18 protein-coding genes are annotated in these 18,095 nt (G+C 48.1%); 5 read left to right on the top strand and 13 right to left on the bottom strand.

The window, feature by feature from the left end:
* Positions 1-26: 26 nt before the first annotated feature.
* Entirely contained in the window at positions 27-482 is a 456-nt protein-coding gene (locus PP178_RS12980) for an Lrp/AsnC family transcriptional regulator (RefSeq protein ID WP_272594786.1), read from the bottom strand.
* 117 nt (positions 483-599) lie between these two features.
* Here PP178_RS12980 and PP178_RS12975 point away from each other — a divergent pair, with 117 nt between their 5' ends.
* Entirely contained in the window at positions 600-1,031 is a 432-nt protein-coding gene (locus tag PP178_RS12975; protein ID WP_272594785.1) for a hypothetical protein, read from the top strand.
* A 93-nt stretch (positions 1,032-1,124) separates the two neighbouring features.
* Here the strand turns inward: PP178_RS12975 and PP178_RS12970 are convergent, their stop codons facing one another.
* Positions 1,125-4,553, bottom strand: coding sequence for a methylmalonyl-CoA mutase family protein (locus tag PP178_RS12970; protein WP_272594784.1), 3,429 nt, complete (start codon positions 4,551-4,553; stop codon positions 1,125-1,127).
* A gap of 143 nt (positions 4,554-4,696) precedes the next feature.
* Between PP178_RS12970 and purU the strand changes: the two genes are divergently transcribed.
* From purU to PP178_RS12955, 3 genes are all read left to right on the top strand, one after another.
* Positions 4,697-5,551 (top strand): formyltetrahydrofolate deformylase, encoded by an 855-nt coding sequence (gene purU / locus PP178_RS12965; RefSeq protein WP_272594783.1) that lies wholly within the window; start codon positions 4,697-4,699, stop codon positions 5,549-5,551.
* Positions 5,552-5,616: 65 nt separating this feature from the next.
* The gene (locus PP178_RS12960) at positions 5,617-6,324 is read left to right on the top strand and encodes a DUF4197 domain-containing protein (RefSeq protein ID WP_272594782.1); all 708 of its coding nucleotides are present in this window, start codon (positions 5,617-5,619) and stop codon (positions 6,322-6,324) included.
* 4 nt (positions 6,325-6,328) lie between these two features.
* Positions 6,329-7,297 (top strand): carbohydrate kinase family protein, encoded by a 969-nt coding sequence (locus tag PP178_RS12955; protein ID WP_272594781.1) that lies wholly within the window; start codon positions 6,329-6,331, stop codon positions 7,295-7,297.
* Between the two features lie 263 nt (positions 7,298-7,560).
* Here the strand turns inward: PP178_RS12955 and PP178_RS12950 are convergent, their stop codons facing one another.
* A complete protein-coding gene (locus tag PP178_RS12950; protein ID WP_272594780.1) occupies positions 7,561-8,085 on the bottom strand; it encodes a hypothetical protein in 525 nt (174 codons plus the stop codon).
* Between the two features lie 219 nt (positions 8,086-8,304).
* On the opposite strand from PP178_RS12950, the gene PP178_RS12945 reads away from it, so the two are divergent.
* A complete protein-coding gene (locus PP178_RS12945) occupies positions 8,305-8,502 on the top strand; it encodes a hypothetical protein (protein WP_272594779.1) in 198 nt (65 codons plus the stop codon).
* Positions 8,503-8,526: 24 nt separating this feature from the next.
* Here the strand turns inward: PP178_RS12945 and pyrF are convergent, their stop codons facing one another.
* The 10 genes from pyrF to PP178_RS12895 all read right to left on the bottom strand — a co-directional run bounded on the left by pyrF (position 8,527) and on the right by PP178_RS12895 (position 18,027).
* Positions 8,527-9,339 carry an orotidine-5'-phosphate decarboxylase gene (pyrF, locus tag PP178_RS12940; RefSeq protein WP_272594778.1) on the bottom strand — a complete coding sequence of 271 codons (813 nt, stop codon included), beginning with the start codon at positions 9,337-9,339 and terminating at the stop codon, positions 8,527-8,529.
* A 7-nt stretch (positions 9,340-9,346) separates the two neighbouring features.
* Positions 9,347-10,423, bottom strand: coding sequence for a peptide chain release factor 1 (gene prfA / locus PP178_RS12935; RefSeq protein ID WP_272594777.1), 1,077 nt, complete (start codon positions 10,421-10,423; stop codon positions 9,347-9,349).
* Between the two features lie 70 nt (positions 10,424-10,493).
* On the bottom strand, positions 10,494-11,489 hold the full coding sequence (locus PP178_RS12930) for an FAD:protein FMN transferase (protein ID WP_272594776.1): 996 nt from the start codon (positions 11,487-11,489) through the stop codon (positions 10,494-10,496).
* A 66-nt stretch (positions 11,490-11,555) separates the two neighbouring features.
* Complete coding sequence (locus PP178_RS12925) at positions 11,556-11,978, bottom strand: QcrA and Rieske domain-containing protein (RefSeq protein ID WP_272594775.1); 423 nt, start codon at positions 11,976-11,978, stop codon at positions 11,556-11,558.
* Positions 11,979-12,059: 81 nt separating this feature from the next.
* Entirely contained in the window at positions 12,060-13,241 is a 1,182-nt protein-coding gene (locus PP178_RS12920; RefSeq protein WP_272594774.1) for an AIR synthase related protein, read from the bottom strand.
* 104 nt (positions 13,242-13,345) lie between these two features.
* Complete coding sequence (locus tag PP178_RS12915; protein ID WP_272594773.1) at positions 13,346-14,860, bottom strand: carboxypeptidase-like regulatory domain-containing protein; 1,515 nt, start codon at positions 14,858-14,860, stop codon at positions 13,346-13,348.
* Positions 14,850-16,274, bottom strand: coding sequence for a CsgG/HfaB family protein (locus tag PP178_RS12910; protein ID WP_272594772.1), 1,425 nt, complete (start codon positions 16,272-16,274; stop codon positions 14,850-14,852). The genes PP178_RS12915 and PP178_RS12910 overlap by 11 nt, the downstream gene beginning before the upstream one ends.
* Before the next feature lie 10 nt (positions 16,275-16,284).
* Complete coding sequence (locus PP178_RS12905; RefSeq protein ID WP_272594771.1) at positions 16,285-16,698, bottom strand: curli production assembly/transport component CsgF; 414 nt, start codon at positions 16,696-16,698, stop codon at positions 16,285-16,287.
* A 4-nt stretch (positions 16,699-16,702) separates the two neighbouring features.
* On the bottom strand, positions 16,703-17,482 hold the full coding sequence (locus PP178_RS12900) for a CsgE family curli-type amyloid fiber assembly protein (RefSeq protein ID WP_272594770.1): 780 nt from the start codon (positions 17,480-17,482) through the stop codon (positions 16,703-16,705).
* A 14-nt stretch (positions 17,483-17,496) separates the two neighbouring features.
* Complete coding sequence (locus PP178_RS12895) at positions 17,497-18,027, bottom strand: hypothetical protein (RefSeq protein ID WP_272594769.1); 531 nt, start codon at positions 18,025-18,027, stop codon at positions 17,497-17,499.
* Positions 18,028-18,095: the final 68 nt, after the last annotated feature.

Genomic DNA, 18,095 nt, shown 5'->3' with positions numbered 1-18,095 from the left:
GTGCATTGAGAACACATAAGAACTCCTCAGGAACGTGCTTTTTTCAGGATGGGAGCCTGGGAAACGACATCAGACAGAATAATATGCGTCCTGGTCTCCCCGTATTGGATCAGTTTATCTATGAACTTTTCCAGGTGAAACTGGTCTTTCAGCACCACCTCCATGATGATGTTCTCATTACCCGTGATACGGTAACAGTTCACTACCTCCTCCAGGGATTTCACCATATCCAGGAAAGGTTTAAGTTTTCCCATAAAGGCCCTGAGGGTGATAATCGCTTTTAGCTGGTAACCCGCATGGGTGTGTGAGATCTTTGCTTTATATCCTTCCAATATCCCGAGGTCTTCCATCTTCTTGATACGCTCTGCCACGGCGGGTGGTGTCAGCCCCACTTTGCGGCCGATACTTGCAAAAGATTCGCGCGAGTTCTCCTGCAGACATTGCAGTATACCCCAGTTCAGGTCATCAATTCGTATATTCAAAACTTTATGGTCTAAAAAATCTTTATTTATAAGTCTAAATTACAAATTCTCTTTTGATTGAAAAGATAATTTTGCGGTTTTGATGGTATTTTTAATATGCTAATTGCTTTGAAAAAAATGTCATCTAATAATTTACGATCCGTACCGGTTTACCGGAAAGCACTGGAACTCTGCATAATGAGCAGGGAACTGGCTTCCTATGTCTCTAACAAAGACCTGCTGCACCTATACCAATCCAATAGCTTAAGAGATATTATGGCCGATGCCATCCTGGCTGATGCCATCCTGATCCCACAACAGATCGCAAGGGCAGAATCTTCTAATTCCCTGGCCGTTCGCAGGAAAAGCGCCCGGTTTATTAATATCATGACCAGGAATATACTGTCTTATTGTAACGGTCTTGAAAAGGATGGGGTAAAAGAAAAGGAATACCTCAACCTCTTACGAAAAGAAATCCGCAGTTTCCGTCGTTCTTTTAAGAAATGGAGAAAGGCCATTGGTCCTGCTGGTTCCAGTGGTAGCTGGGGCTTTAATGACTACCTGTATTAACAGCACATTCAAAATCTCAAAATAAAAACCCGGCCAGTCTGTAAACAGCAGCGGCCGGGTTTCACTTTCATATCAGATTACTTTCAGGAAGCATTACATATTCCTCCTGTACTGCCCACCCACGTTGAACAAGGCCTTGGTAATCTGGCCAAGGGAACAGAATTTAGTCGCTTCCATCAGTTGTTCAAAAATATTCTCATTCTGAACAGCGGTCTCCTGTAACAATTGCAATTGTTCCTCTGCCGAGTCTTCGTACATCTTATGCAATTGCTCCTTGGTACTGATCTGCACTTGCTTCTCTTCTTCAGTAGCCCTGATCACTTCTGCAGGGAGCACGGTTGGTGAACCTTTAGAACTCAGGAAGGTATTCACCCCGATGATGGGGTATTCCCCGGAATGTTTCAGGGTTTCATAATGCAGGCTTTCCTCCTGTATCTTGGTACGTTGGTACATGGTTTCCATGGCCCCGAGAACTCCTCCCCTTTCGGTGATACGGTCAAACTCTGCCAATACCGCTTCTTCCACCAGGTCGGTAAGGGTTTCTATGATAAAAGATCCCTGTAGTGGGTTCTCATTTTTAGCAAGCCCCAATTCCTTGTTGATGATCAGCTGTATGGCCATTGCCCTTCGTACAGATTCTTCTGTAGGGGTGGTGATGGCCTCGTCATAAGCATTTGTATGCAGTGAATTACAGTTATCGTAGATCGCATATAAGGCTTGCAGGGTAGTCCTGATATCGTTAAAATCGATCTCCTGTGCGTGCAGGCTTCTCCCGGAGGTCTGGATGTGGTACTTCAGCATCTGGGCACGGGGATCTGCCCCGTAATTATCTCGCATCGCTTTCGCCCAGATCCGCCGGGCCACTCTGCCGATCACAGCGTATTCAGGGTCTATCCCGTTAGAAAAGAAGAACGATAGATTAGGCCCGAATTTATTGATGTCCATTCCCCTGCTCAGGTAATATTCCACGTAGGTCAGCCCGTTAGAGAGGGTAAATGCCAGCTGGGTGATAGGGTTAGCACCTGCTTCGGCAATATGGTAGCCGGAAATAGATACCGAATAAAAATTACGAACCCTGTTCTGAATAAAATACTCCTGTACGTCACCCATCAGTCGGATGGCGAATTCGGTTGAAAAGATGCAGGTATTCTGTGCCTGGTCTTCCTTAAGGATGTCGGCCTGTACGGTTCCTCGTACCTGCTGAAGGGTTTTCTCTTTCAGCTCGGTATACACTTCGGCCGGCAGCACCTGGTCCCCGGTAACACCGAGAAGCATTAGCCCAAGGCCATTATGACCTTCCGGGATCTTCCCGTGGTATTTGGGCCTCAGGGATTCCCTTCCCTTGTAGATCTCGGTGATCTTAGCCTCGACCTTATCCTCGAGGCCGTTATCCTTTATGTATTTCTCGCAGTTCTGGTCTATAGCCGCGTTGAGGAAAAAGCCAAGCAGCATAGGTGCAGGCCCATTGATTGTCATGCTAACCGAGGTCATCGGGTCGCTCAGGTCAAAGCCCGAATATAATTTCTTGGCATCGTCCAGGCAGCAGATAGACACCCCGGCATTCCCGATCTTCCCGTAGATATCGGGACGGTGAGCGGGATCGTTCCCGTAAAGGGTAACCGAATCAAAAGCTGTGGAAAGCCTTTTGGCCGGCATATCCATACTCACGTAATGGAATCGCCTGTTGGTACGTTCAGGACCACCTTCCCCGGCAAACATCCGGGTTGGATCTTCCCCAGTACGTTTAAACGGGTATAATCCCGCGGTATAAGGAAATTGCCCCGGTACGTTTTCCTGTAATGTCCATTTAAGGATATCGCCCCAGGCTTTATAGCCCGGCAGGGCAACCTTTGGTATCTGCAGCTGTGATAAAGAGGTAGTGTGGGTTTCCATTTTAATCTCTTTACCCCGAACTTTAAAGCTGTACTCCGGTGCTTTGTATCTTTCTAACACCTCTTCCCATCCCCTGATACTCTCCCAATGATGCGGGTCTAGTTTTTTAAAAGTCTTTTTGAATTCTTTTTCCAGGAGGTCTGCCAGCTCAGTTTTGTCTTTCGGAAGCTCGCCATCACGTTGAATACCATGCTCTCCCAGGGAATAAGCATCAGCCGTAGCTCCCTGCAGGGTGGTGTAAATGGCGTATAACTTTTGGGCGATATCGGACTGGGACTCGGCATTGGCATCATAAGCCCTGATTCCTTCAGACACCTCTGAAAGATAGCGGGTCCGGGCCGGCGGAATCACGAACATCTTTTCAGACATCTCGTGTTCTGCCTTGAACCGGGAATCCAGATCAGCTTTGGTCTTTTCCTTAACGGCAGCGATGATCGCCTGGTACAGACGGTTCATCCCCGGGTCATTGAACTGGGAAGCGATGGTTCCGTAAATAGGCAGATCTTCCTGGTCCACATCCCAGAGATTGTGGTTCCGCATATACTGTTTCTTGACATCGCGCAGCGCATCCTGTGCCCCTCTTTTATCAAATTTGTTGATCGCGACCAGGTCAGCAAAATCGAGCATATCAATCTTTTCCAACTGTGTGGCCGCACCAAATTCGGGTGTCATCACGTAGAGGGAAAGGTCAGAATGCTCCACGATCTCGGTATCGGACTGCCCAATCCCGGAAGTCTCCAGGATGATCAGGTCAAAGTCGGCTGCCTTCAGCACATCGATGGCTTCCTGTATGTGTTTGGATAAGGCGAGGTTAGACTGCCTTGTGGCCAGGGAACGCATATACACCCTGTCATCACTGATGGCATTCATACGAATCCTATCTCCTAATAATGCACCGCCGGTCTTCCTCTTGGAAGGATCCACGGAAATGATCCCCAGGGTTTTCTCCGGGAAATCGGCCAGGAAACGGCGCACCAATTCATCGACAAGACTGGATTTCCCAGCACCGCCCGTACCGGTGATTCCCAGTACAGGGATGGTTTTACTGCCGATCTCTACTTTGGTGAATTCCTTTTCAAAATCCTCGGGCCTGTTTTCTGCAAGACTGATCAGGCGAGCCAGGGTTCCCGCTTCCTTTTCTTTAAGCACTTTGGAAAGCGACCTTTCCCCATTGAGTTCTAAAGGAGGTGTGGCATAATCGCTTTGCTTTACCAGGTCATTGATCATGCCCTGCAGCCCCATGGTACGGCCGTCATCCGGGGAGTAGATCCGGGTGATCCCGTAATCCATCAATTCTTCGATCTCTTTAGGAAGTATAACACCACCACCTCCACCAAAGATCTTGATATGGCCTGCGCCTTTTTCCTGCAACAGGTCGTGCATATATTTAAAGTACTCGTTATGCCCTCCCTGGTAGGAGGTCATGGCGATGGCGTGCGCATCTTCCTGTATGGCGCAATCGACCACTTCGGCTACAGACCTGTCATGGCCCAGGTGGATCACTTCCACGCCTGTAGACTGGATGATCCTGCGCATAATATTGATCGCGGCATCGTGACCGTCAAACAAGGACGCTGCTGTTACAATTCTGACTTTATTCTTGGGGGTATAAACCTTGGGTTGTTCCATCTCTAATGAATAGGCATTTTAAGACCTGCAATTTACGGAAAACGCAAAAATTATAATGATATCTTTAGAATATTATAAAAATGGATTTTTATCAGGGCTTCGCTCTCTAAAGTTCTAATTTTATTGAGATTAAACACCAGACTTTGAAAGCCACCTTACTCATCAACTGCCCGGACCAGTCGGGCATCATCAGTTCTGTCACCAGCCTTGTCCACGCAGAGGGTGGAAATATCACTTACCTGGACCAGCATGTAGACATGCAGGCCGGGATCTTCTTTATGCGGCTCGAAACCGATTTTAATGGCAGTGCGAATTTTAAGCCGGAGCAGTTTAAAGGCAGGATCGCCTCAGAACTGGCGGATCCCTACCGGATGTCCTGGAATTTACATTGGACCGGCAGCGCACCCAGGATGGCTATTTTCGTCTCTAAATACAATCACTGTCTTTACGATTTGCTGAGCCGGTACCATGCAGGCGAACTTGCGGTTGAACTCCCTTTTATCCTGAGCAACCACCCGGACCTGCAGAGCATTGCCGAGCAGTTCTCTGTTCCTTTCTTCCACGTTCCCGTCATAAAGGGTCAGAAAGAAAAGGCCGAAGCAGAGCAGTTGAGATTACTGAAGGAGCACCGCATCGATTTTATCGTTCTCGCCCGCTATATGCAGATCGTATCTCCCAGGCTGATCGACGAATTTCCACATCGCATCATCAATATCCACCATTCCTTCCTGCCTGCATTTGCCGGCGCAAAACCCTACCACGCCGCATTTGAGCGAGGGGTTAAGATCATCGGGGCTACCAGCCACTACGTGACCGAAGAACTGGATGCAGGTCCTATTATCGCCCAGGACGTTATCCCTGTAACCCATGCCCACACCGTCAGCGATTTTATTGCCAAGGGAAGAGACCTGGAGAAATTAGTGCTTTCCAGGGCGGTACAACTGCATGTATCACGTAAAACCATGGTTTACAATAACAAAACCGTTATCTTCTCATAAGTCTGGGCCATCACAGGTGTACTACGATTTTTTTTGCTATTTTAAACCTTGCTAAACCCTCTGCTATGTTCCGTAAATTGGTAATGATCTGCTTATTGGTAACCTGCTCATCCTGCGCGGAATTGCAGGGAGTTGTCAACCAGTTACCCGGGGGCGGATTGACTGACGAACAGATCGCGGCCGGGTTACAGCAAGCCCTGCAACAGGGAATAGACCAGCAGGTGAGTACACTGGCACTGGAAGACGGGTTTTACAAGAATGAGCTTGTGAAGATATTGTTACCGGAAGAGTTGCAAAAGGTAGACCGCGCATTGCGTGATATAGGCCTGGGCCACCTGGCCGATGAGGGCTTACTATTACTAAACCGAGCTGCAGAAGATGCAGTAAGCGAGGCAACACCGGTATTCATCAACGCGGTCAAAGGAATTACTTTCCAGGACGCCAGGAATATACTGCTGGGCGACGAAATGGCCGCAACCCAGTATCTGAAATCAGCGACAAACGAAGCCTTGTATGACAAGTTTGAACCGGTGATCCAAACTTCCCTGAAGAAAGTGAGGGCCAGTGAAGTATGGGAACGACTGATCACCCGGTATAATTCCCTTCCGCTGACACAAGATGTCAACCCGGACCTGACGGATTATGTCACCCGGGAAGCTTTAAGCGGGGTATATACCATGATCGCCATTGAAGAAAAAGAAATAAGGAATCAAATTTCTGCCAGGACCACCGAATTGTTACGAAGGGTCTTTGCACTGCAAGACAACAGTTAAACCTATGATCAGAATCGCGGTATTGGGGCCAATTCCCAGGGATACGATTTATACACATAACCAGGAAGTCATAAATAAATACGGTTGTGTTTCACACCCGGTCATCGCCCTTTCCAAACTTTTAGGGGATGAGGGGGAAGTGATCCCCGTATCACATGTGCATAAGAAGGACCACGAGGCTATCTCCGAACTTTTTAATCCTTATAATAACATCAGGCAGGATTATATCTCTTCTGTCGATGACAAGGGAACGGTAATCGAATTGCGCTTCCTGGACCAGAATAACCGCGTAGAGAAGCAGACAGCCTGTATGAAACCTATAAGGCCTGCAGATATAAAAAGATTGGAGCAGGTAGATGTTTTTGTATTTGTGCCCATTACCGATTTTGAAATATCGCTCAGTACCCTGCAGGCGATACAGAAGGACTATAAGGGACTCATAGTCTTTGATGCCCACGGACCCACAACTACTATGGGTATGACCGGGGACCGTTACCGGAAATTCTGGGTAGATATGGACGAATGGCTGCCCTATATCGATATCCTTAAAATGAACTTGGAAGAATCCCAGGCCTGCTGGTTTAAGAACGAGTACGACGCTGCGGAGATGAGCAGTTACGATGAAGAAAAGACAGACCACCTGGACGATATGGCAGAGCATGTACTCGATAAGGGGGTCAAGTATTTCTACGTCACTTTAGACGCCAGGGGGTGTATGGTCTATTTCAGAGAAGAGGGTAAAACCAGGAAAGAAATCGTAAAGTCGATCTACATGGAGAACGTGGTGGATACCACCGGTTGTGGAGATTCTTTCGCCGGCGGCTTAGCCTATGGATTTTCTAAATACCAGGATCCTTTTAAAGCAGCCCAATATGCCAACGCACTGGGAGCACTCCGCACCCAGGGAAAAACCTTTGATGTTTTTAAGGATAAGGAGGGTACAGACCAACTGATCCGCGAGTATTACTCCTGATAGGTGAGCATTGCTTTCATCTATTATACGGCACTTATGAAGCGTATATGTTTTATTGCCAACCGTTTACAATAAATCAAATAATATTGCGTTCTAAAAATATCAGCATAAACAACCTACTTATCATAGTGTTGAACTAGCTGGTACCGGCTTTGGGAAAAACCGGGAACCATAATTATTTGAGTTAGTATTTTTGAGTTAGTTAGTTTGAAAAAACCGGTAGGAGTACCGGTTTTTTTAATGTATTAAATCGAGAGTCCCGTTTAATTTCCTTCTATCTTTTCCTTCGGCGTATAGAGTCCGTCAAAGATGACAGAAGCCACCTCCTCACCTTGCAAGACTTCCCACAATTGCCTGACCGTACCCTCGGGGTTAGCAGTCCAGCTGATGCGATTGACATACATTTTACCATCCTGTCCGCGGAAGGGTTCTGAAGACAATACCATCCCGTTCTGTACCGGGTTTCCCCGTAGGTCCAGGTGATTCCCGGCATTGTCCACCCATAATTGCTTCCACTGCCCGTTCTTTTTATCGTAGAAATTCAGGCTGGTTCCGGTAAAAGTACCATTTGCACTCTTCCATTCCTCCCGCAGACCACAACCATCTTCAACCTTTGTAATTATGTTGGTACCGGCGATAGAACCATCCCTGTTGTATACCTCCCACTCCCCGATCCAGAAATCAAACGCCTGGTATACTACGGAGCAGCACGGGCAATCTGCTTCCTGTGCCCGGACAGAAACCGTCATCATCACCATCATACACCAGAAGAAAAACCGAGCCAGCATTTTAACGTATCAGGATCCCAAAAGAGGATTAGTTTTCCTAAAGATAGCGCTTTCTGAAAATTATCGAATTGTAAATTTTTTGTCAAATCATTGAAAGCAACATGGTGGATACGTTAAAAAATAGATAAATCACCTATAAATTAGTTGAATCCTATAATTGTGTAACATCCAAACAGCGCTAACGGACGTATCTTTGTATAGAAGAAAAAATACGAATCTATGGAAAATAAATATTGCAGGGTTGGAACGATTACACCGAATGTAAACGCCCGTCAGACAGTCTCCTTATTGGAGTACCAATACCAGAATTTAATGGACAAGGCAAACCAGTTGAAAGAGCTCAATGATCAGTTGGGAGATTTCTTTGAAAACAAGGCCTTACAGATCAAGAAGATCCTGGAAAACCTGGTACCCTAATTATATAATTATATGAAAGTCTTCTTATAGGAGCTCCTCAGCCATCTGGCTCTGGAGCTCTTTTGCTTTTTCGGCCGCTGCTTCCGCAAAGTCGGCTCCCTGGGAAGCGTAAATAATACCCCTGGTCGAATTCACCAGTAATCCCACCTCATCGGTCATCCCATACTTACAGACATCCTGCAGACTTCCGCCCTGGGCTCCTACCCCAGGTACTAACAAGAAACTATCGGGGACTATTTTCCTGATATCCTGTAAGTACTCAGCCTTGGTAGCCCCGACTACATACATCAGCCTGTCCGAATGCTCGTAGGCACTTGCTGTTTCCAATACGCGCTCGTATAATGCTTTCCCTTCATAGGCCTTGGTCTGGAAGTCGAACGCACCCTGGTTAGAGGTTAAGGCCAGGAGAATGGCGTGCTTGCCCGGAAACTGCAGGAAAGGTTCTACAGAATCGCGCCCCATGTAAGGAGCCACTGTAATGGAGTCAAAATCCAATTGTTCAAAAAAGGCTTTGGCATAGCGGGTAGCCGTATTCCCTATATCCCCTCTTTTGGCATCGGCGATGGTGAAAATATCAGGGTGATTCTTATTGAGGTATTCAATGGTCTTCTCCAGGGCTATCCAGCCCGCCAGGCCATAAGCTTCGTAGAACGCGATATTCGGTTTATAAGCCACGCAGTATTCGTGGGTGGCGTCAATGATAGCCTTATTAAAACTAAAGATAGGATCCTCTTCCTGTTTCAGGTGCCTGGGTATTTTATCCAAATCTGTATCCAGGCCGATACAGAGAAACGATTTCTTTTTACGGATCTGTTCGGTCAGTTCTCGGTTGGTCATAGGTGTATTAAAAGATCTCTGAGGCTTCTTTAAGTTTTTCGGTATTCTCTACAAAGCGCAGTTCATCGATCAATTTCTGAATGTCGCCATTGATGATATTCTGCAGGTCATAAAGGGTAAGCCCGATCCTGTGGTCAGTCACCCGTCCTTGCGGATAGTTATAGGTACGGATCTTGGCAGAACGGTCCCCGCTGCTCACCTGCGAATTTCGCTTGGCGGCATCCTCTTCCTGTTTCTTGGCCAGCTCCATATCGTAAAGACGGGAACGCAGTACTTTGAAAGCCTTGTCCTTGTTCTTGTGCTGGGATTTCTCGTCCTGGCATTGGGCCACCAGGCCTGTAGGCAAGTGGGTAAGGCGAACGGCAGAATAGGTGGTGTTTACCGATTGCCCCCCGGGTCCGGAAGAACAGAAATAATCGATCCGCACTTCCTTTGGGTCTATCTGCACGTCAAACTCTTCGGCCTCCGGTAATACCATCACTGTTGCTGCACTGGTGTGTACACGTCCCTGGGTTTCGGTCTGGGGCACCCGCTGAACACGGTGTACACCTGCCTCGAATTTCAGGGTGCCATACACCTCTTCCCCGGTGATCTCAAAGTGGATCTCTTTATAGCCTCCACTGGTCCCTTCGCTCAGGTCGATGATGTTGGTCTTCCAGCCACGGGATTCACAGTATTTAGCATACATACGGTAGAGGTCGCCGGCAAAGATACTGGCTTCGTCACCACCGGTTCCGGCACGGATCTCCATTACCACATCTTTTGAATCTTCCGGGTCTTTCGGGATCAATAACAATTTGATTTCTTCCTCCAGGTCCGGGAGCGCCTCTTTGGCCTCTTCCATCTGCATTTTGGCCATCTCTACCATCTCGGCATCAGAGCCATCTTTTATGATCTCTTCGGCCTCCTTAATATTATTGGTAAGTTCTATGTAAGTGTCGCGTTTCTCCACTAAAACCTTAAGGTCCTTATATTCCTTGGTCAGAGAGACGTAGCGTTTCTGGTCCGATATCACATCGGGCTGTATGATAAGGTCTGAAACCTCGTCAAAACGCTGTTTTACTATATTGAGTTTATCTAACATCTGCTGTTCTGCATTATGCAGCGAATTTACGATTTTAACACGGATTATGGATGTTTCGCGGAAATGAAATTTAGGGCTCGCGGGTCAGTAGCCCCGTACTGTAAAAGGCACGGCCGGCCTCATCGAGGAGGATGGCCTCTGTGCCGGGGAGGTCATTGACCAGCCCCAGGCTTTTAAGCGGACCCAATACAAAGAAGGCTGTGGAAAGGGCGTCCGCGAATGCTGCATCCTTATGGAAAACGGTCACCTTGGCCAGTCCACGAACCGGCTGCCCATTCCTGGGATCGATAATGTCTTTCAGCTTCTCCCCGTTCACCCAGATATAACGTTCCTGGGTCCCGGTAATGGCGACCGAGGATTCAACCAAGGGGATCCAGTTCTGCAGGCTGCCATTGGCCAGGGGGTCATCTATACCGATCAGCCATTTTTCACCGGTAGCCCTGGTCCCCCAGGTGGTGATATCCCCGGCTGCGTTGATCATGCCTGCCGGGACAGCTTTTTCTTTTAACAGGGCCTTGGCCTTATCCGCAGCGTACCCCTTCCCTATGGCTCCAAAGCCGATCTTCATTTCCGGGAGCGGGAGATAGACCGAGTAGGTATCCGGGTCCAGGACAATTTTCCTGAACCCAGTTTTGTTCACAGCTTCCCCGATCTCGTAGGCTGCCGGTAGATAGTGTTGTGCTTCGTTAAAGTCCCACAACTTGTTCATCGAGGCATGGGTGATATCGAAGGCTCCCTGTGTAAGCTCGGCCAGGGATTGGCAGTACAGGATGAGCTCAAAAAGTTCTTTACTAACCACTACCGGTTGTACCCCGGCATTGGTATTGATCAAGGAGGTTTGCGAATCTTCTTTCCAGGAAGAGATCAAGGCTTCTATCCTGCTGATCTCGTCGATAGCTTCCTGTATATTGATCTGGGCGATGGATTCATCTTCGGCCAGGACTGTAATTTCAAAATCGCTGCCCATTAAAGGCACTTTCCGAGTGACCGATAACAATTCTTCCTGCTGGCCATGGGCCGGCAATCCGGAAAGGATAAAAATGAAGAGTAAGAAAATCCGGGGCACGGGGACGATTTTTGTGACCGGCCAAGTACCGGTGTGAATCAGCAAATATAAAATAAAGTGGATTACTTACTCAAAAACCCGTAAGATATTGCCTTCCAGGGAAGTCTTAAAGATTTTCAGGGGATTGCTGGTAATAGTATTGAGCGGCCTCCCTTGCTGATCAAACTCGGATCCATGGGTAAAACATCGGAATATGCCCCCTTCACTTTCAATAAAACGCACCTGGTCTGTCTGCTGGTGGCTGCAGATCTGGCTCGCGGCAATAAAATTGCCCTGCAGGTTTTTGACCACCACCACTTCGTTCTTCAGGATAAAGTCACCGTTGTTCTGCAGGCCCTGACCTTCTTCAGAATCCAGGTCGATGGTGAAGTCGATCCCCGTAGGCACGGCAGGACCATCCTCGTCCTTGGAGCAGCCCTGTACACAGGGAAATATCAGGGCAAAGGCAGCGCCTGCACCCAGTGATCTTAAAAATTCTTTACGTTCCATAGCAACTATTTTTAAAAGTAAAAGCCCCGTCTTAATGGAGAACGGGGCTATCTATAAAATCGTATACTGTTGAACGAAAAGCTATTCGTAGGTAAAATTACCGTATTCGCTGCGGATGCTGAGTTTCTTTACCGGTGAGCTTTCAACTCGGCCGACAATCTGTGCAGCCACTCCGAATTTTTCCGAGATGGCCATCAGTTCATCAGCCACATCGGGGTTTACATATAATTCCATCCGGTGGCCGCAATTGAACACCTGGTACATCTCTTTCCAGTCGGTCCCGGATTGTTGCTGGATCAGCTTAAATAGCGGAGGTACAGGGAACATATTATCTTTTACAATATGCAGTGCGTCTATAAAGTGCAGGATCTTGGTCTGTGCGCCGCCACTGCAGTGGATCATCCCGTGGATATCACGCTGGTCAAAGCGGTCCAGGATATTTTTGATGATGGGTGCATAGGTCCGGGTTGGAGAGAGCACCAGTTTCCCGGCGTCCAGGGGAGCCCCTTCAACCTTGTCTGTCAGCCCTACTTTTCCGGAATAGACCAGGTCTTCCGGCACGGCTGGGTCATAACTCTCCGGGTATTTTTCGGCCAGGGATTTTGAAAAGACATCGTGGCGGGCAGAAGTAAGCCCGTTACTGCCCATCCCGCCGTTGTATTCAGATTCGTAGGTGGCCTGCCCGTATGAAGCCAGGCCGATGATGACATCCCCGGCTTTGATATTGGCGTTATCGATCACCCGGCTGCGCGGCATGCGGGCGGTAACGGTAGAGTCTACAATAATGGTTCGCACCAGGTCTCCAACATCGGCGGTCTCGCCCCCGGTCAGGTGGATAGTCACCCCATGTGCCTTAAGTTCTTCCACCAGTTCCTCGGTGCCCTGAATGATGGCCGAGATCACTTCCCCGGGTACCAGGTGTTTGTTCCGGCCGATGGTAGAGGACATCATGATATTATCGGTGGCTCCTACACAGAGCAGGTCGTCCAGGTTCATCACCAGCGCATCCTGGGCGATCCCTTTCCAGACGGAGAGGTCCCCGGTCTCCTTCCAGTACATATAGGCCAGGGAAGATTTGGTTCCGGCGCCATCTGCGTGCATGACAAGGCAGTGGCCCGGGTCGCCGGTAAGCTCATCAGCCACGATCTTGCAGAACGCTTTGGGAAAAAGTCCCTTATCAATGTTTTTGATCGCATTGTGCACATCTTCCTTGGAGGCGGAAACGCCCCTCTGGCTATATCGCTGGCTGTCTGAAGATCCCATGGTGTAGTTTTTGGCAAAAATAGCCTAAATGCAAGAAGCTGTGCAACAAAGCGCGGAAATATTCCGGCAATGGAGCACAGCTTGCATGGGTTGGTTAATTATTGTTACTGCCAGTCCGGCATATAAGATTCAGTAAATAGTTCGTCATCGTCCTGGGAAGTGTCAAAATCCCGCTTAAAGACCGTAGGAACAGCCCCGGTATTATTTGCAGCCCTGGTGAAGATGACGGCACCCTCAGAAGGTGAGAAGCGCGCATCAAAGTCGTTTTCCCCGTTCACTACATCCGTTTCTACCTGGGTTACGATAGCCGTAGCCGTAAAATAGATGAACAATCGGCTGGAGAACATACGGTAGATCGAATTCTGTGCTCCCGAGGTATCCAGGCTGTAAAGAATCTTGTCGCCATTAGCTGAAATATCCACACTACCGGCACCGCCCATCACGCTGTCCAGCACTACGGTTTCTTCTGAAGCCGTAGACAGTCGGTAGGTGAAGATCCGCACATTGTAGCCACTGAGATCGTTGGTTTTGATCAACAGCAAATCCTGGTCCAGCTCTGCCACGTCTACCTCTGAAATCAATGAACCGTCCGGGGTCTGGTAGATCATCGTAGTAGCCCCGCCATTGGGATTGATGCTGTATAATTTATCAAAGTTAGGATAGAGAATAGAGCCCCCGGAGTTGGCCCAGCTAAAATCCAGGTATTTCAGATTAAAGCCGGCGACAGGGATGGTACTGGTCACCTGCTGCACATCACTGCCATCCTCCTGCATCGTAAAAATATGGGTTTCCGCTCCTAAGGTGCGCAGGAAGGCAATCCGATTTATTTCGTTATTCCGCCTGGGTCGGAAACTGTTTTTTGTCTCTTCGGTCAGCTGGTACAGGTTACTATTCGGTTCACCTTCTGGGGAGGGGTCCTCGTTCCCTGAGAAAATAACGTTATTTCCATTTATTTCCTTCACCACCAGGTAAGGGTTATCGGGCGAAGTCAGGGTCGTAAACTGTCTTACCGAAGAAGTGACGGGGTCGGCCGTACCATCGCTCACCGAGACTTCCCAGAAATAATTTGTTGCCAGTTTCAGGTTATCCACAACCAGCATGGTATCTGAGACCACCTCGAAATTTTCGATCTCGTTGGTCTTGCCATTTCGCAGTTCCAGGGTATAAGTGAGTTCATCGTTATCCGTTTCGGAAGATTCCCAGATAAATTCTACCTCCAGCCCCAGTTCCTCCGCTCCATCTTCCGGGAAGACCAGTTTAGGAACTGCAGGAGCCTTATTCGTATCCGTTGATTTTGTCATTTCGAAGGCCACGATTGTCGTATCTCCTTCGGTGACCGCTGCTGCCTCGAACGCGGTAGTATACGTCTCCCGTTCGGCCTGTACCGAGTAATCATCGACCAGGATATCCCGCAGTACAAATTCCCCTTTATTATTCGTGACAGCCGTGGTAGACCCCGGGTTGGTAGTGATCTTTACACTATCCAGGGCTGCACCTGTCTCTTTGTCTATTACTGTTCCTTTGATAAATCCTTTACGTTCTTCATCCAGGGTGTCCTCGGTGCAGCTATAGATGGCTGCCAAGGCAATTAATACGATATAGAGTTTCTTAGTTTTCATTTTGCTGTACTGCTTTAGATTTGGATTTATTCTTATTACCCAGGTCAAAATAATAATTGAGTCCCAGGCCAAAATTGAAATAGGCATCGTCCCGTTTTCCCTGCACCTGGTGGTCCAGTTCGTCGGTAAACATGTAATTGTGCTCTGCAAAGAGGTTCATCCCCCAGTTCTCAGAGAGATCCCATTGGATCCCGGCACCGTACTGCACTTTGTAGAAATTAGATGGAAATGAAGTTTCCAGGTCCTTATTGGTACCTGCTTCCAGCACCAGCCCACCACCCCCATAGAGGTATGGCGAGAAATTATCATCGGGTAACACATTGAAACGACCATTGACATCCAGCTGCAGGAACTGGTTATAAAACTGTTCCCCGTTATTGAGTTCCAGGAATGAAAAGGAAGGGCCAAAACTCAGGTACTTGTTTAACCCGGCCTGGTATTCAAAGCGCATCATATAGCCCGGGTTCTTCTTAGCATAATCCCCGTTCATGAGTGTTACCCCGCCCACAGCACTGATCATATTGGCCGGTTTCTTACGCATGATGCGGTTGTATAACTCGATGGACTGCACTTCTTCTTTTTCTTTAAAATACCGGTTCACCAGCTGCTGATCAATATCCCTGCCCTGGTTAGAAGCCCAATAGCCTTTTTGGATTCCTTCTACGACCAGGTCGTAGACTGCCTTTTCAATAGCATCCTGTACGGCCAGTTGAACCGGTTCGTTCTGGGTGATCCCGGTCTCAGCCTCCAGCAGTCGCTGGAACTTTACAAAGCGGAAATAGTTGGCATCCAGAGCCTGCGAAAGAATGGTTTTGGATACATAGACCGTTTTCAGGATCTCCCCGTTACTGGTAGAAACTGCGCGCAGATAAATGGTAATCCTGTCCTGCCGGTAGCGGGACGAAGCGCCTACCCCAAAATACCGAGCTCCCACACCGCCGGTGATGATGTTTGTATCATAGGAAACGATCCCGCCTTCTAATAATAATCCTGCGTACAGTAAAGGAGGTAAGGGGGGTTCATTCGGATTCAGGTTCTTGATATATTCCTGCTTGGTGTTCCGGATGATATTACGCTCGGTGGAGAGGTTGCTCAGGTTTTCCCGTTCTATAGGGATAAAATAACCCGAATCTTCCAGGGCTTTGATCAGGATGGTGGTTGCTCCCTGTGTCACTGCGGTACTAAAGGTGCTCCCGTTCTCAATGGCTTTGTACTGCCCGGTCTGGTCGCTGAAATTATAGACGGCCACCTCTACCGGTTCCTGTGCAGGCGGGAGTTGTTTTAACAGGCTGGTACTACGGCTGGCCTCCCCCACCCGCGCAGCGGTTCGATCCAGGGGTTGGTTAAAAAAAGCACCACAACTGTACAAAAGGAATACCGCGGCGAGAGCGCCGAGTCGTTTGGTTGGTATCATAGGTTGTTTTTTAATTTGGGACAATTACCTGAGTCTGTTCTCCGGTGGCCGTATCCAGGATGTTAATCACCAATCCTTCATCAGACTGGAAAACCTCTATATTCAGGGTTCCAAAGGTATAGGTACCCGGTTCTGTAAAACCACCAATGGCATCGGATTGTTGCTGTAATAGGGAGCGTGAGATCTGGCTGAGCACCTGGTTGTTGATGTTTTCCCCGAACCGCTCCAGGTCGCTCTGCTGTTCCCTGGGATTTGTCGGAGCTTTCAGCTGGTTCTGGGCGGTAGCCGAACTGAGCATCCAGTTGTAGTTAAAATTGTTGCCCCCGAAAGCCGGGTTCAGCGGCTCGTAGGATAGTTGTTGGGCTGCCATGATGGACGTACTACCTAGGCAAGCCAAAATCAAAAAAGACCTGAGTTTTTTCATAATATCAATATCTGGTAAATTCTTCCTTTTGTTGTGCTAATCGCTGTAATTGACGCAGGGATCGTTGCATGGCGATGCCGGCCATTTTCTTCAAAAAATCCTTCCTGGGTTGTGAGAAGAAGCGCCATACCAACTGATCGCCTACTTTTACGCTGATCATGGTGGTCCTCCCCCTGCCGGGAACCTCGTCTATAGCGATATTCGTCTGGGATTTAATGCCCCTGTTAAAGTAATCACTGTAAAAATAGCGGTAGAAGTCGCGCCCGGCTTTGGTGATAGTATTCTCGATAACCAATCCGCCCAGCACAAAACCATCGTTGGGCTTGGCCTGGTCCTGGGATACCGGTTCCACTTCCTCCGGGATCATATCTTTTTCAGGGGTCCGCCCGCCCTTAGCCAGGTCCAGGCGGTCTTGCCCGATGGGATTGTTATCCTGGTCATAGATCACCAGGACGATAATGATCCTACCATCTGCATTGTAGTTGATCGCGGTAGTGGATAAGATCAATTTTTCGTTGGCTTTAAGGTAAAATCGATTCTCCTGGTTAGATTTAGAGGTATTGCCCTTTTCATCTTTTCGGAACACCATGAAATCATAGCGCAGGTTGTAATCTGAAGGGGTCATATTTTCGGCAGTGGCCTTAAAAGTGTAGAATTCACTGTTCTGTTCTACCAGGATCTTTGCCTTGACCTCCTTATTGTAAAATTGAGAATGGGCTACAGAACAAAGCAGCATCATAAAAATGATGCTTGCTAATTGTTTTATGTAATGATTCTTTCCCATTTGTCTTTGGCGACTTATTGAAAGCTACGGATGATCACTACCGGTGAAGCCGGTGTTTGACGAAATTGCAGGGATTCGGTCAGGCTGTTAGAGCCAAAGCGTTCAAAATATAAACCATCGCCCTGCTGGATCAGGTCCAGTGAAATATCCGCAGTGGGATCGATCACAAAATCCCGGATCGTATTAGCATCCCCATTCTGCTGCAGATCTGCAAATGCTGTTTTTGTATTATAAAACAAACCGGTCCGGTTAAAGTCCCCGTTCTGTTGTACTTTAATTTCGCTGGCTTCCGTATTGGTGAGAATGGCGGCCTGGTTAAATTCCCCGACCTGCCTCAGGAAAACACTGTTTCCCTGTAATTGTTCATTCCTGGGATTGGTTTCCGTGTTGATACCCAGCAGGCCCAGCACCTCAGGAGAGGTTTGCTGCAGCTCCAGGTCATCAGTTTCTTCATCATCGTCATCTTTATAGGTCTGTGCGCTTAGACACTGATGTGACAGAAAAAAAAGGAAAAGTACTGCTGTAAAAAACTGTAAACTTTTCATACTGTAAGTTATATTAAATTCTGTTTTCAGAAAAGGGGAAGAAGGGCAATGTATCGCCCTTCTCGCAC

This window comes from Zeaxanthinibacter sp. PT1, assembly GCF_028464225.1.
In the GTDB taxonomy this organism is placed as follows: domain Bacteria; phylum Bacteroidota; class Bacteroidia; order Flavobacteriales; family Flavobacteriaceae; genus Zeaxanthinibacter.
Note: the sequence above shows the minus strand (reverse complement) of the source record. Positions and strands in the feature narration are given on the sequence as shown.